Below are 14,472 nucleotides of genomic sequence, written 5' to 3' on the forward strand. Positions count from 1 at the left end.
GCGGCGGTTGACACGAGAAAACTAATATATTAGTGCATTTCAACAGGAGATGGAGGTCTCCTAATTTCCCATGGGAGGACAGAATGAACGTCAAACTCGCCCTTCTCGCCGGCTGCGCCGCGCTCGCTTTTGCGTCGACCGCACGCGCCGATACGCTTTCGATTCAATCGTCGTTCAATGCCGGCGACTTCTCAATGCAATATCTGACCGAGACCTGGCTGCCCAAAGTTCCGGAGATGACAGGCGGCAGAATCGAAATCACGCTGACGCCGAACGCTTCGGTGGTTCCGGCGAAGGAAACGCCGGACGCGGTGGCGGCGGGGGTGATCGACGGCGACTTCACATCAGTCAACTATTTCTCCGGAATCGAGCCTGCCTTTGCGATCATGGCCGACCTTATCTCGGGTTACGACACGCCGGCACAAATGCTGGAATTCTGCAAGAATGATCGCGGCGAGGAGATCCAGCAGAAGATTCTCGACAGCGTGACCGACGGTGAGGTGAAGCTGATTGCCTGCGGCCCGTATAGCCGCGAATCCCTGCCTGCGCGCATTCCAATCCGGACATTCGAGGACCTGAAGGGCAAGAAGATCCGCGCGCCCGAGGGGCTGGCTTCCGCGATCTTCGCCTCCGCCGGGGCAAGTCCGGTTTCCATTCCCTTCTCGGAAGTCTACGGGGCGCTCGAAAAAGGGATCGTCGATGCGGCCGATGCTTCCGCCTATGTCAATAACGTCGCGACGGGTCTGCACGACGTAGCGCCCTATCCGCTCTATCCCGGCATTCATTCGATGCCGCTCATGCAGTTCACGATGAATCGCGAGCGCTGGGACGCACTTTCGGCCGAAGACCAGAAGGCGCTCAGGGACTGGTGGTATGCAGCCATGGAGGACCTGACCAAGGTCGTGGACGAGCAGGACCAGGAAAAGGCCGCCGCAGATTCCAAAGGCGGAAAGATTGAGGTCATAAACTGGGCGCCGGAAGACCGCGACCAGCTGCGCGAGGTGGCCCGTGCGGAATGGCTCAAATTCGCCGAAAAGAGCGAGCTCGCCCGCGAAGCGCTGGATGCGAATCTGGCCTACATGAAAAAAATTGGCCTGCTCAAGGACTGAATGAGCGGCCTCTCCGGCCGCCCCCTGGCGCGGCCGGAGATAGGCGCGGCAGCACAGCCGGCCCGCAGCATGGCTTTCCGTATGTGTTGGTTCGCTGGAGCTTCAAGTCGCCGCGCGGTGACTAAGGTTCTTTCGTATCGTCGAAACAGAGGAGGAAAATTGCTGTGGGAATGACACGCCGGGATATTCTGTCCCTCGGCAGCGCGGGGCTCGTTGCAGCCGCTGCCGGCAAAGCATGGGGGCAGTCTCTCCCATTTAAGCCGAACCTGCGCTATCCGGACCCTGCAATAGAGATCCTGGACCCGAGCTTCGCCAAATATCGCATTTATGCAAGCTCCGTGGAACAGCTAGCGTCCGGGATGCGGTGGGCGGAAGGGCCGGCCTATTTCCCGGAGGGGCGCTACGTACTTGTCTCCGACATCCCCAACAATCGCATTATGAAATACGACGAGGTGAACAACACCTTCACCGTCTTCCGCTCTCCTGCCAATTTCGCCAATGGCAACACCCGCGACAAAGAGGGTCGCCTGATCACCTGCGAGCATTCGGTGACGCGCCGCGTCGTGCGTGCGGAAAAGGACGGCACAATCACGGTCCTGGCCGACCAGTTCGACGGCAAGCGGCTCAATGCGCCGAACGACGTGGTGGTCAAGTCGGACGGAACGATCTGGTTCACCGATCCGCTTTTTGGCATCAACGGCAACTATGAGGGTGAGCCCGCGAAGCCGGATCAGGCAACAACGAATGTCTACCGCATCGGCGCCGATGGCAAGCTTACCGCCGTTGTCACCGATCTCGTGAATCCGAATGGGCTCGCCTTCTCGCCGGATGAAAAGAAACTCTATGTGGTGGAATGGAAGGGTACACCCAATCGCAGCATCTGGAGCTACGACATTTCAGCCGACGGCGCGGCATCCAACAAGACGAAGCTGGTGGATGCCGCTGATTTCGGCGCGCTCGACGGAATCAAAGTGGACCGCGACGGCAATTTGTGGTGCGGCTATGGCAGCAATGGCGCTCTCAATGCAGAACCTTCCGATGTCGGCGGGCGCAAGATCTACACGCTGAAGGGCAAGCCGGAAGACCTTGACGGCGTGATGGTCTTCAATCCGCAAGGCAGGCCGATCGGCTTCATCCACCTGCCGGAACGCTGCGCCAATTTGACCTTTGGCGGACCAAAAGGCAACCGCCTCTACATGGCGAGCAGCCATTCGCTCTATGCGATCTACGTCGAGACACAAGGCGCTGCGTGACCAGCTCAAATGATCCTTTTGCTGGTGCGGAGAAAGGACTGACCATTCGCCCGGCCGTCGCGCGGCCGGGCATCCCCATCGTGCGACCGGGAGGGATCATGAGACACCTTCTTGCGCGCTATGCCTCGATCATGGACCGCTTCAGCGTCGTCGTCGGGCATGGCTGCTCAATTCTGTTCTTCGCCTGCATCATCGCCTCGGCGATCGAGGTGGCGATGCGCTATGGCTTTGATCGGCCGACCACGTGGTCGACCGAGCTTTCCATGACCCTTTGTGCCACTGCCTGGGTGCTTGCAGTCGGTTATGTGACGGAGCGCAACCGGCACATTTCGATCACCATGCTGGAGATCGTCGTCGGTCCGCGCGTCTGGCGCTTTTTTCGTCTGGTCCAGCTCCTGGCTGCCGTCGCCGCGGTGTTCTTCCTTGCGCGCGCGGTCTGGGGGCCGGCAATGAAAGTCATCGCCCGGCCCGAATATTCCGGCACTGCGATGAACTCCCTGCAGCCGAGCTACCTGAAGGTGCTGCTGCTCGTGGGCTGCGTCTTCTATCTGATGCAGCTTGTCGCCAACATCATCCGCTGGTTCCAGCGCACCGAGAAGGGGATCTCCGGTGGGCATTGAATACATCACCCTGTTGATCGTCATTTCGCTGCTGGCGCTCATGGCCATCGGGATCCCGCTGGGGATCACCACGCTTCTTGTCTCGCTCTGCACGGCGATCCTTTATTTCGGCGAGCGCGCCGGCTTCTTCATCGTCTCGGCGAACGTCACCGAGGTGCTGCACAAATACGAGTTGATCTCGGTTCCGTTCTTCGTCTTCATGGCAAATATTCTGGAGCGATCCGGAATCGCGCATTCGCTGTTCGAATCGATGGCGATCATGGGCGGCCGTTTCCGTGGATCAGTCGGCGTCCAGACCTGCGTTGTCGCGGTGGTGCTGGCCGCAATGTCAGGCATTATGGGCGGCGAGATCGTGATGCTCGGCCTGATCGCACTGCCGCAGATGCTGCGGCTCGGCTACGACAAGAAGCTCGCGATCGGCATCATCTGTGCCGCCGGCGCGCTGGCGACGCTGATCCCACCATCGGTGGTGCTGATCGTCTATGGTCTTGCCGCGCAGGTTTCGATCACCAAGCTTTTTGCCGCCTCGATCGGCCCCGGATTGCTGCTTGCGTCGCTTTACATCATCTACATCCTGGTGCGCGTTCGTCTCAATCCGGCGCTTGCGCCGATCTACGACATTCCCGAGACGGGCCTACCCTTCGTAAAGCGATTGCCCTTCCTGAAAGGGGTGATCCTTCCGGCAATCCTGATCGGCGCGGTGCTCGGCGTGATCTATTCGGGCGTTGCCACCGTCACGGAGGCTGCGGCAGTCGGCGCCGTGGGCGCGGTCGTGATTGCCGCAATCCGCAGGGAACTCTCCTGGGTGAAGATGCGTGATGCCATGCGTCAGAGCGTGCTGACGGTGGGCTCGATCATCTGGCTCGTGCTGGGCGCCGTCGCGCTCATCGGTATCTACAACCGCATCGGCGGCGGCGACTTCCTGCGTGGACTGCTGACCTCGCTCGACGTGTCGCCGATCTGGGTGATCGTGGTGATGATGCTGATCGTGATGGTGCTCGGCACCTTCCTGGAATGGATCGCGATCCTGTTCATCACGGTGCCGATCTTTGCCCCCGTCGTGGTGGATCTGGGCTTCGACCCGATCTGGTTCGGCGTGCTTTTCGCTATGAATATCCAGATTTACTACCTCTCGCCGCCTTTTGGTCCGGCCTGCTTCTTCCTGAAGTCGGTCGCGCCCAAAGAGATCAGTCTGCAGGACATCTTTGCCGCCGTGCTTCCCTTCATCGCGCTTCAGGCGCTGGGTCTGATGCTGGTGCTGTTCTTCCCGCAGATCGCCCTCTTCATCCCGACATCTCTGAACTGAGGAGACCGTCATGACCGATGAGCACGACGTCACCCGCGATCTGATGAAGGGGGACGAGGACATCTCGCCCTCGGAATTCGCCGCGGACGAGGCCAGCGAGCCGGACTTCGGCAACTGGCCCGAAATCGTGGGAGTGGTCGGTACGCTCCTGCTGATCTGGTTTACCTTCGCCTTCACTGGATAGGATCATGACCCGTAGGACCTACGATCAACTGCGCTCCGCGCGCTGGATGGTGCCCGATGACCAGCGTTCGTTCGGGCATCGCTCACGGACCATGCAGATGGGCTACGACCCTATCGACTGGGAAGGCCGCCCGATCATCGCGGTCATCAACACTTGGTCCGACGCCCAGCCCTGCCACATGCACTTCAAGGACCGGGTGGAATGGGTCAAGCGCGGCGTCCTGCAGGCGGGCGGCTTTCCGATGGAGCTTCCGGCGCTGTCGTTGTCGGAGAATTTTGTGAAGCCCACCACCATGCTCTACCGCAACCTGCTGGCGATGGAGACGGAGGAGCTTCTGCGCAGCCATCCCATCGACGGCGCCGTGCTGATGGGCGGCTGTGACAAGACCACGCCGGGCCTCGTGATGGGCGCGCTCAGCATGGGGTTGCCCTTCATCTACCTGCCCGCGGGGCCGATGCTGCGCGGCAACTACGCGGGCAAGCATCTCGGTTCGGGGACCGACGGCTTCAAATACTGGGACGAACGCCGCGCGGGCACGATCAGCAAGGAAGAATGGCAGGGCATCGAGGGCGGCATCGCCCGGTCCTATGGCCACTGCATGACGATGGGGACGGCCTCGACCATGACTGCAATCGCCGAGGCTATGGGCCTGACATTGCCCGGCGCCTCTTCGATCCCCGCCGCCGACGCGAGCCATCAGCGGATGAGCACCCAGTGCGGCCGCCGGATCGTCGACATGGTCTGGGAGGATCTGACGCCGAACCAGGTCGTCACCCCCGCCGCCGTGAACAATGCGGTGACGGTCGCCATGGCGACCGGCTGTTCGACCAACGCGATCATCCACCTGATCGCGATGAGCCGCCGCGCCGGCGTGCCGCTGGAGCTTGACGACCTCGACCGGATCGGCCGCACCACGCCGGTCATCGCGAACATCCGCCCCTCGGGCACGTCCTACCTGATGGAGGATTTCTACTACGCCGGCGGCCTGCGCGCGCTGATGAAGCAACTGGGCGACAAGCTTGACGGCTCGGCCATCACCGTCACCGGCAAGCCACTGACCGATGGTCTGGAACAGGTCAAGATATGGAACGAGGACGTTATCCGGCCCCTGTCGAACCCGGTCTATCACGAAGGCTCGCTAGCGGTGCTGAAGGGCAACCTCGCGCCCGACGGAGCGGTGATCAAGCCCGCAGCCTGCGATCCGAAATTCCACCGGCACTCGGGCCCCGCGCTGGTGGCCGACAGCTATCCCGAGTTGAAGAGAATCATCGACGACCCGGACTACCCGATGACGCCCGATACGGTGCTTGTGCTGCGCAACGCAGGGCCGCAGGGCGGGCCGGGGATGCCGGAATGGGGCATGATCCCGATGCCCAAGGCGCTTCTGAAGATCGGGCTGCGCGACATGGTGCGGATTTCGGACGCGCGGATGTCAGGCACCTCGTTCGGAGCCTGTGTGCTGCATGTCGCACCGGAGGCATTCGTCGGCGGCCCGCTGGCGCTTCTGGAGACCGGCGACACGGTTGAACTCGACATTCCGGACCGCCGCCTGAACATGTTGGTCTCCGATGAGGAGCTTGCGGCCCGCCGCAACGCCTGGACCGCGCCCGCGCCACGCTACGAGCGGGGCTACGGGTTCATGTTCTCCAAGCACATTGAACAGGCGGACAAGGGCTGCGACTTCGATTTCCTCAAGACCGAATTCGGCCGGGTGGTCGATGAACCGGCGATCAACTGACACAACAAGCCGCAGTCCCGTCTGGGCCGCGGCTCCGGCAACATGAACGAAGCGAGGCCGATGATGACAAACTATATTCTTTCAGATGAAACCCGCGCGAAGCTGATAAAAGTGTCCACCGCCTCGGTGGCGACGGCGCTCTACAAGAGGGGCCTTCGCAACCAGTTCGTCCAGAATGTCCGGCCCGTGGCCTGGAAGGGTGTCAACATGGTCGGTCAGGCCTTCACACTGCGTTACATTCCGGCACGCGAGGACCGCAACCCGATCACCGTCTTTCGCAACGCCGATCATCCGCAGCGGGTCGCGGTCGAAACCTGTCCGTCCGGCTGGGTTCTGGTGATGGACAGCCGCAAGGATGCGCGCGCGGCCTCGGCCGGCTCGATCCTCATAACCCGCCTTGCCGTTCGCGGCTGCGCGGGCGTGGTCTCAGATGGAGGCTTCCGGGATGCGGAAGGGATCGGCAGGCTCGACATGCCCGCCTATCACCAGCGTCCGTCCGCGCCAACCAATCTGACTCTGCACGAGGCGCTCGACATGAACGTGCCGATTTCCTGCGGCGATGCACCCGTCTTCCCGGGCGACGTGATGCTCGGCGACGGCGACGGCGTGATGGTCATCCCGGCCTACCTGGCAGACGAGATCGCCGAGGAATGCGCCGGCATGGAGAGCTTTGAGGATTTCGTGCTCGAGCAGGTCCTGGACGGAGCCGCGATCATCGGCCTTTACCCGCCGACGACGCAGAAGGCGCAGGCCGATTATGCGGAATGGCGCAAGAAGACCAGCCGATAAGCTGTTCCAACCACCCGCACTAAGTTCGCTGCCGCGTCAGAGTAAATACTGCCGCGAGATTGCTCCGCATCCTCTGTCGGATGTAGATTCGCTTCCGGATTGCGCGGGGTGGCAACGCGCTCGGCGTCATTGCAAACAGAACCGCAAACGCGCCTTGGCAGCCTGGGGTTCAACACGACCATCGACAACTGCCGCGAGCCGTAAAGCTATGCAGCGTTCGCCGACTCCTCATCCTGAATTTGTACGCTGACAATGCGTGATTCTGATCGAGCGCGGAGCGCGTCAGCGAGGTCATGTGCTTGAAATGCTTGTGGAAGGCGGTGAGGTTCATCGCCGCCGCCGCAAGACGCTCGGTTGGCACGCGCGACCGATACTCGGCCCTGAGGATCGCGATGGCTGCGGCGAGACGGCTTGCGTGGCTGTCCGGATCCGCAAGCGTGCGCAAGGCGGCGCCATGCTTTCCCGACAGCAGCCAAAAATGCAGTTCCAGCATGATTCCGGGGCGCAGGAGCGGCGCGGCATCGGGACGAGGCGAACAACAACAAACCACCGATAGTGTTGAAAAAGTCCGCAACCGAGGCCGTAGGGCTGCGCAGATAGAATTTCTTTCCGCAAATGGACTACCTGGGAATCTTGATTCCAGCAGTACGCTCGGCGAGGAATGCCTTTCTACTTCAGGGGCATGCCCTCCGGAACACCGGATTTTTTCAACACTATCCACCCATAGCCATCATCAGACCGCTCTCTGAACTCTGAAGCGCACGCACTGTTCTATCCCGATCGGTTAGGCTTTGCCGTCGGACATTCACAAATGGCCAGGATGAATGAAGCCGTTCCAATGAGACACGCCACCGCTTTCATCCGCCTTAGAAAGATTTGAGCCACCGGATCACGGGATTGTCCTGTCCAGATCCTGCAGGTTGTCATGGATTTGCTTCAAGGCGTTCTTGAGCCAGGCGACCTCATTATGGCTGAACGTCTTGATGCCGACTTCTTCGAAATGCGCGGCTATCGGCATGAGGTCGTCGACGAGCTTTTCACCCGCCTTGGTCAGATCGATCCGGACCGTTCGGCCATTGTCTTCGGGGCGCACGCGAGAGACCAGGCCCTTCCGTTTCATTGCAGTGACAAGCCGCGAGAGCGTAGAGATCTCGACCGTGACCATGGCGCTGAGATCGCTCAGCCGCTGGGCGCCTTCCTGCCGAAGAACTGCCATGACGCGGTACATAGGAAGAGTGAGGTCGTGCGCCGCGAGCTTCCGCGAAAACAGTTCCCCCATCCTGACGCCGACACGGTTCAGGAGGTATGGGAATGAGCTCGTGAAGCGGTAGGGCATTTTCATTGACAATTGTTGCGCGAATCGAGATTAGCGCCCGCCGCGCCGGCATGCAATCACGGCGCAAATATTATATTTGCAAAATTTGCATTTACAATGTTTATGCTATGCGGGTGTGATAACGCGCTTGATCCTCGTCGCGGCGTTGCCTGCGCGAGCGCACAAGGGAGGACGCCTTGCTTGCATCGTATGGCGGGAAGCAAAGCGCGCGTGCCTAAGCGCTGCGTGCCGATAGACGCGACCTCTCTTCACGTGCTGCGGAGATGCGGTTTCGTGCCTTGCGCCGGGGGAGCAGGCGACTCGGGTCCAACAGGATGGGAGGGTTCCATGTTCAACTAGAAAAGCATGATTATGGCTGCGTTCGCGGTCGGATTGAGCGCGGCCGGCGTGGTTGCGCAGGAATTTACGCTGAAGGTCGCTTCGCCGACCAACAACGACGTCATCCTGAAGTGGATGGAGACCTTCAAGGCCAGCGCCGAGGAAGGCTCCAAGGGAAGCGTCGAAGTTCAGCTCTATCCCGCCAACCAGCTTGGCCAGGCCGCATCGCCGAAAGGCTGATCGACCTCGTGCGCGCCTCCATCGGCCGCGTGCCGGGCAAGCTTCCGCTCACATCGTGGCGATGCTCGCCGCCTACTGTGTTTGGGAAGGCCGCCGGCGTCACGACGACACCGCCCCTGTAAGCTTCAAGGGATTTCTTTCGTGCGCTGCGGTGCGGCATCTGGGCCATGGGTGTGCCGATCATCATTCTGGGCGGCATCTATGGCGGCGTGTTCTCGCCGACGGAGGTGGCAGCCGTCGCCTGCCTCTACGCAGCCTTCGTCACGATGGTCGTCATGCGCGAGCTCACGCCCTGGCGCGTGGTGGATGCAGCGGCGAATACGGTCCGCTTCACGGCGCAAATCCTGATCATCGTCGCCTGCGCGGGGTGTTCTCCAGGGTCGTCACAGTGAATCAGGTTCCTGCAACCCTCGTCAGCTGGATCACCGAAGCGCAATTGCCGGTCCGGCTTCTTCTGCTCGGGATCGATCCGCTGTCCGCGATCCTGCTCTTGACGCCGCTGCCGGTGCCGCTGATCGTGGCGGCCGGCATTGATCCGGTGTATTTCGGCATGATCGTTACCGTCAATCTGGCGATCGGCCTGTTCACACCGCCCTTCGGCATCAACATCTTCGTCATGCAGTCGCTCTTCGGGATGCCGCTGTCGGCCATTTATCGCGGCGTGGTACCCTTCCTCGTCATCTACCTGGCTGCCGCTGGCGCTGGTCACTTACGTGCCCGCGATCTCGCAGTTCGGTGTCCAGCTCCTCACGCATCAATTGTGTTGACAACATTTGTAAATGCAATCATTGTATTTGTTGAGATAGGGAGGAGGAAGCCCTCATGACCTTGACAGTCGCTCCAAACGAAACCGTAGAGACAAACTTTCGCGCCATGATGCGGAAGTTCCCTGCCACCGTCACGGTCGTCACTGGCCGCAATGACGGGGTTGATCATGGGATGACGGTGACGGCCGTCACCTCGGTCTCGATGGATCCGCCGTCGCTGGTGGTCTGTCTCAACAACCGGACCTACCTGCACGAAATGCTGCTTGAGCAGCCGAACTTCGCGGTGAACGTGCTGACGCAGAAGCAGCGGCCTCTCTCCGACGCGTTCAGCGGCAAGGTCGCGCCGGAGGACAGGTTCCGGCCGGACGAATGGGAGCGCCACTCATCCGGCGTCGTCATGCTTGCAGGCGCGCATGCGCGGGTGGTCTGCCGGCGCGTCGCCGCGGTTCCCTACGGAACCCACACCCTTTTCATCGGCCAGGTGATTGACGCCTTCGTGGACGATGTGACCCGGCCTCTTCTCTACGAGGACGCGCGGTACTGCGTTTCGCAGCCCGCGGCCTGAGTCCCGCAATCTATTTCAGGAGGAACCCATGACACTTGGCGCTATCGAGGCCAGGAGGGAGGACGTTGCCGTCATCGGCGGGAGCCTTAAGGACCGCGTGGCGGAACTGTTCCCTCTCATTCGGCAGCGGGCGTTGGCAACCGAGCGCGCGCGGCGCGTGCCGGCGGCCAACATCGCCGCTCTGCGCGAGATGGGCTATTTCGACGTGGTGAAGCCTGCCGCCTATGGCGGTTCGCCGCGGCCTTTCGCCGAACTCGTCGATGCGAACATCGAGCTTTCCGCCGCCTGCGCCTCCACCGGCTGGGTCGCAGGCCTGCTTTCGGCGCATCAATGGCTGCTCGCCATGTTCCCGAAAGAGGCGCAGGACGACGTCTGGGACGAAAATCCCGGCGCGCTCTTGTGCGGCTCCTATGCGCCCACCTCCATGGCCGAGCGCGTCGAAGGCGGCTATCGCCTCAATGGACGCTGGTCCTTCGCCAGCGGCTGCGACAATGCGCAATGGTCGCTGTGCGCGGCCATCCTTCCCACTCGTGGCGAGGAGAAGCCGGTTCCCGCGTTCCTGCTCGTTCCGGCGCACGAATACATGATTGACGATACATGGGAGGTGGTGGGCCTCGCCGGTACGGGGTCGAAGACCCTCGTGCTCGACAATGTGGTGGTGCCGGAGCACCGCGTGCTCACCTTCCCGCAGGCTACCAGCGGCAGGACGCCGGGTGCCAAGGTCTATCCGCGTCAGGGGCTGTTCAACATGCCCTTGCTGACGGGTATCCCTTCCTGCCTGGCTTCAGCTGCCGTAGGCGCTGCCAAGGGGGCGCTGGAAAGCTACGTCGCCTCGATCTCAACGCGCGTTACGCGCGGCGCGGTGGCCGGCGGCAACAATCGCATGGCCGAGTTTCCCACCATCCAGCTTCGCGTCGCGGAAGCGGCGGCGAGCGTCGATGCCGCGCGCGAAATCCTGCTGCGCGATGTCGCGCACGCCGAGGCATTGGCCGGGTCAGGGGCCGGGTCGGGGAATGCGTTCTCGGTGGAGGACCGCCTTGTCAGCCGTCGTGGCCAGGCTTTCGCCGTGAGTCTTGCGCTGCGCGCCGTGGAGGCGCTCAACGCCTCGACCGGCGGCACGGGGCTCAACCTGGAGAATCCCGTCCAGCGTGCCTGGCGCGACGCCAACGCCGTCGGTCGCCACATCAGCATGAACTGGGATGCCGTCGGCACCATGATCGGCCAGCACATGCTCGGCCTCGAACCCAAGGGTCAGTACTGACCCGCGCTCGAACGCACCTCAAGGGAGGAAACATGCAAGGCAAGATCGCGCTCGAGGAGCATTTCGCCATTCCCGAAACGCTGATGGACTCGGCCGGCTTCGTGCCGGGGGACTATTGGACGGAATTGCAGAGGCGGCTGCTCGACATCCAGGACACGCGGCTGAGGCTTATGGACCAGCACGGGATCGATATGATGATCCTGTCGCTGAACGCGCCTGCCGTTCAGGCCATCCCCGACACCGGCAGGGCCCTCGAAATTTCACGCCGCGCCAATGATGCGCTGGCCGAGGAGTGCGCCAAGCGCCCCGACCGGTTCCGCGCCTTTGCAGCCCTGCCGCTGCAGGACCCGGAAGCGGCATCACGCGAGCTGGAGCGCTGCGTCAAGGATCTCGGCTTCGTCGGCGCACTGGTGAATGGCTTCAGCCAGCGCAGCGACACCAGCGATCTGCTCTACTACGATCTGCCGCAATATCGCAGCTTCTGGGCCACGCTCGCCGCGCTCAACATGCCGTTCTACCTGCATCCGCGCAATCCATTGCCGCAGGACAGCCGCATCTATGAGGGCCATCCGTGGCTGATGGGTCCCACCTGGGCCTTCGCGCAGGAAACGGCGGTGCACGCGCTGCGGCTGATGGGCTCGGGCCTGTTCGACGAGCATCCAGGCCTACAGATCATCCTCGGCCACATGGGCGAGGGCCTGCCCTATATGATGTGGCGCATCGACAACCGCAATGCGTGGGTGAAAGTGCCGCCGAAATACCCGGCCAAGCGGCGCATCGCGGATTATTTCAACGAGAACTTCTACATCACCACCTCGGGCAACTTCCGCACCCAGACGCTGATCGACGCGATGCTGGAAATCGGCTCGGACCGCATCCTCTTCTCCACCGACTGGCCGTTCGAGAACATCGATCATGCAGCCGACTGGTTCGACAGCGCCACCATCTCGGAGGCGGACCGCGTCAAGATCGGCCGCACCAACGCAAAGGCGCTGTTCAAGCTGTAAGGAGACGAGGAATGACGGCCAGGCGATATCCGCTCTTCTCCGAAGAGACCTCCGCGGAGGTGGTCAATGCGCGCATGGGCGCGGACGCGGATCCGCGGCTGCGCGAAGTGATGGCGGCGATCGTCCGCCATCTTCATGCGGCGGTGAAGGAAGTGGAGCCGACGCATGAGGAATGGCTGGCGGCCATCGAGTTCCTCACCAGGACCGGCCACATGTGCACGGACTGGCGGCAGGAGTTCATTCTGCTGTCGGACGTACTCGGCGTGTCCATGCTGGTCGATGCGATCAACCATCGCCGCCCATCCGGCGCCACGGAAAACACGATCCTCGGACCGTTCTACGTGCCTGAGGCTCCCAGATACGAGCGCGGCACGAATATCTGTCTCGACGGCAAGGGCGAGCCGCTGGTCGTGGGCGGCAGCGTGCGCGACACGGAGGGAAAGCCGATCGAGGGCGCGCTCATCGACGTCTGGCAGACCAATGACGACGGCTTTTACGACGTGCAGCAGAAGGGCGTGCAGCCGGACTGGAACCTGCGCGGCGTCTTCACCACGGACGCTGACGGCAGCTATCGCTTCCGCTCCGTCAAGCCGCGCTATTATCCCATCCCGGATGACGGGCCGGTGGGCAAGCTGCTGGGCCAGCTCGGGCGGCACCCAAACCGCGCGGCGCACATCCATTTCATCGTTACCGCGCCGGGCTACGAACCACTCATCACCCACATCTTCCCGCCTGACTGCGAATATCTCGACCAGGACGCTGTGTTCGGCGTAAAGGAGAGCCTGATCGCGGATTTCCGGCGTATCGAGGAGCCCGGAACGGACGAAGATGCTGGTCTCGCGGGGCCCTTCTGGAGCGTGAATTGGGACTTCGTACTGACGAGGTCAGGTGGCTGACATGCAGGCATTCACCTATACAGGCCTTCCCACAAGGGTCATCTTCGGCATTGGCACGCTTGACAAGCTCACCGCCGAGGTAGAGCGCCTCGGCGTCTCGCGCGCGCTCGTGCTCTCCACGCCCCGTCAGCGGGAAATGGTGGAGGATGCGGCGCGGCGCCTCGGGGCGCTTGCCGCCGGCATCTTCTCAGAAGCGGCCATGCACACGCCCGTAGACGTGACCGAGCGGGCAATGCGGGAGGTGGAGCGCTGCGGCGCGGACGGCATTGTCGCAATCGGCGGCGGATCGACCACCGGACTCGGCAAGGCAATTGCGCTGCGCACGAACCTGCCGCAGCTTGTGGTGCCCACCACCTATGCGGGCTCGGAAATGACGCCGATCCTCGGGGAGACGGAGCACGGCCGCAAGACCACATTGCGCAACCCGAAGGTGCTTCCCGAAACGGTCATCTATGACGTGTCGCTGACGCTCGAGCTGCCTGTGAAGCTTTCCGCCGTCAGCGGCATGAACGCTATCGCCCATGCGGTGGAGGCGCTTTACGCGCAGGACCGCAACCCTGTGGTCGACCTCATGGCCGATGAAGGGCTCGCCGCGCTCGCCAGGGCGCTGCCGGGCATCGTAGCGAAACCCGACGATCTCGATGCGCGGTCGGATGCGCTTTATGGCGCTTGGCTCTGCGGCATCTGCCTCGGCTCGGTCGGCATGGCTCTGCATCACAAGCTCTGCCACACGCTGGGCGGTATGTTCGATCTTCCCCACGCGGAAACGCACGCAGTCATCCTGCCCCATGCGATGCGCTACAACACGAACGCGGCACCTGCGGCGGCGGCCAAGGTGGCGCGCGCTCTCGGGGCAGGGGACGCCGCAAGGGGTTTGCAGGATCTCGCGCGCCGCGTTGGCGCACCGGTGTCGCTCAGGGAGATCGGCATGACCGCGGAGGGTATCGAGCCGGCGGTAGCGCAAGCGATGTCGAACCCGTATTGGAACCCCGAGCCGCTCGTCGAGACCCGCATCCGTGAACTTCTGGAGCGCGCGTTCCATGGCTCAGATGCGTGAGAGCAGTCGACCACGCAGGGAATATC

Annotated in this window: 15 protein-coding genes and 1 pseudogene; 14 read left to right on the forward strand and 2 right to left on the reverse strand. The window is 62.4% G+C overall.

Going from position 1 to position 14,472, the window contains the following annotated elements; translation table 11 throughout:
* Nucleotides 1-83: 83 nt before the first annotated feature.
* From dctP to G6N73_RS16635, 7 genes are all read left to right on the forward strand, one after another.
* Nucleotides 84-1,109, forward strand: coding sequence for a TRAP transporter substrate-binding protein DctP (gene dctP, locus G6N73_RS16605; RefSeq protein ID WP_165029506.1), 1,026 nt, complete (start codon nucleotides 84-86; stop codon nucleotides 1,107-1,109).
* A 164-nt stretch (nucleotides 1,110-1,273) separates the two neighbouring features.
* The gene (locus G6N73_RS16610) at nucleotides 1,274-2,362 is read left to right on the forward strand and encodes an SMP-30/gluconolactonase/LRE family protein (protein ID WP_165029508.1); all 1,089 of its coding nucleotides are present in this window, start codon (nucleotides 1,274-1,276) and stop codon (nucleotides 2,360-2,362) included.
* A 98-nt stretch (nucleotides 2,363-2,460) separates the two neighbouring features.
* Complete coding sequence (locus tag G6N73_RS16615) at nucleotides 2,461-2,982, forward strand: TRAP transporter small permease subunit (RefSeq protein WP_165029510.1); 522 nt, start codon at nucleotides 2,461-2,463, stop codon at nucleotides 2,980-2,982.
* Complete coding sequence (locus G6N73_RS16620; protein WP_165029512.1) at nucleotides 2,972-4,288, forward strand: TRAP transporter large permease subunit; 1,317 nt, start codon at nucleotides 2,972-2,974, stop codon at nucleotides 4,286-4,288. The genes G6N73_RS16615 and G6N73_RS16620 overlap by 11 nt, the downstream gene beginning before the upstream one ends.
* A 10-nt stretch (nucleotides 4,289-4,298) precedes the next feature.
* On the forward strand, nucleotides 4,299-4,472 hold the full coding sequence (locus tag G6N73_RS16625) for a hypothetical protein (protein ID WP_165029515.1): 174 nt from the start codon (nucleotides 4,299-4,301) through the stop codon (nucleotides 4,470-4,472).
* Nucleotide 4,473: 1 nt separating this feature from the next.
* Nucleotides 4,474-6,210: an L-arabinonate dehydratase gene (gene araD, locus G6N73_RS16630; protein ID WP_343044649.1), complete on the forward strand. Its 1,737-nt coding sequence runs from the start codon at nucleotides 4,474-4,476 to the stop codon at nucleotides 6,208-6,210.
* A gap of 63 nt (nucleotides 6,211-6,273) precedes the next feature.
* Nucleotides 6,274-6,999 carry a ribonuclease activity regulator RraA gene (locus G6N73_RS16635; protein ID WP_165029519.1) on the forward strand — a complete coding sequence of 242 codons (726 nt, stop codon included), beginning with the start codon at nucleotides 6,274-6,276 and terminating at the stop codon, nucleotides 6,997-6,999.
* Nucleotides 7,000-7,168: 169 nt separating this feature from the next.
* Here the strand turns inward: G6N73_RS16635 and G6N73_RS36910 are convergent, their stop codons facing one another.
* Nucleotides 7,169-7,573: an AraC family transcriptional regulator gene (locus tag G6N73_RS36910; protein WP_246252119.1), complete on the reverse strand. Its 405-nt coding sequence runs from the start codon at nucleotides 7,571-7,573 to the stop codon at nucleotides 7,169-7,171.
* A 315-nt stretch (nucleotides 7,574-7,888) separates the two neighbouring features.
* Nucleotides 7,889-8,335 carry a MarR family winged helix-turn-helix transcriptional regulator gene (locus G6N73_RS16645; protein ID WP_165029605.1) on the reverse strand — a complete coding sequence of 149 codons (447 nt, stop codon included), beginning with the start codon at nucleotides 8,333-8,335 and terminating at the stop codon, nucleotides 7,889-7,891.
* A 351-nt stretch (nucleotides 8,336-8,686) separates the two neighbouring features.
* Between G6N73_RS16645 and G6N73_RS16650 the strand changes: the two genes are divergently transcribed.
* The 7 genes and pseudogenes from G6N73_RS16650 to G6N73_RS16685 all read left to right on the forward strand — a co-directional run bounded on the left by G6N73_RS16650 (nucleotide 8,687) and on the right by G6N73_RS16685 (nucleotide 14,446).
* Nucleotides 8,687-8,893 carry a hypothetical protein gene (locus G6N73_RS16650; protein ID WP_165029521.1) on the forward strand — a complete coding sequence of 69 codons (207 nt, stop codon included), beginning with the start codon at nucleotides 8,687-8,689 and terminating at the stop codon, nucleotides 8,891-8,893.
* A 167-nt stretch (nucleotides 8,894-9,060) separates the two neighbouring features.
* Nucleotides 9,061-9,719 (forward strand): annotated as a pseudogene (locus G6N73_RS16660) (TRAP transporter large permease subunit).
* The gene (locus tag G6N73_RS16665) at nucleotides 9,716-10,225 is read left to right on the forward strand and encodes a flavin reductase family protein (RefSeq protein WP_165029527.1); all 510 of its coding nucleotides are present in this window, start codon (nucleotides 9,716-9,718) and stop codon (nucleotides 10,223-10,225) included. Before G6N73_RS16660 ends, G6N73_RS16665 begins: the two are co-directional and overlap by 4 nt.
* Before the next feature lie 28 nt (nucleotides 10,226-10,253).
* The gene (locus G6N73_RS16670) at nucleotides 10,254-11,486 is read left to right on the forward strand and encodes a flavin-dependent monooxygenase (RefSeq protein WP_165029529.1); all 1,233 of its coding nucleotides are present in this window, start codon (nucleotides 10,254-10,256) and stop codon (nucleotides 11,484-11,486) included.
* A gap of 32 nt (nucleotides 11,487-11,518) precedes the next feature.
* Nucleotides 11,519-12,493: a gamma-resorcylate decarboxylase gene (gene tsdA / locus G6N73_RS16675; RefSeq protein ID WP_165029531.1), complete on the forward strand. Its 975-nt coding sequence runs from the start codon at nucleotides 11,519-11,521 to the stop codon at nucleotides 12,491-12,493.
* A gap of 11 nt (nucleotides 12,494-12,504) precedes the next feature.
* Entirely contained in the window at nucleotides 12,505-13,389 is an 885-nt protein-coding gene (locus G6N73_RS16680) for an intradiol ring-cleavage dioxygenase (RefSeq protein ID WP_165029533.1), read from the forward strand.
* 1 nt (nucleotide 13,390) lies between these two features.
* Complete coding sequence (locus G6N73_RS16685; RefSeq protein ID WP_165029607.1) at nucleotides 13,391-14,446, forward strand: maleylacetate reductase; 1,056 nt, start codon at nucleotides 13,391-13,393, stop codon at nucleotides 14,444-14,446.
* Nucleotides 14,447-14,472: the final 26 nt, after the last annotated feature.

It is taken from the genome of Allomesorhizobium camelthorni (genome assembly GCF_011045125.1).
GTDB classification, from domain to species: Bacteria; Pseudomonadota; Alphaproteobacteria; order Rhizobiales; family Rhizobiaceae; genus Allomesorhizobium; species Allomesorhizobium camelthorni.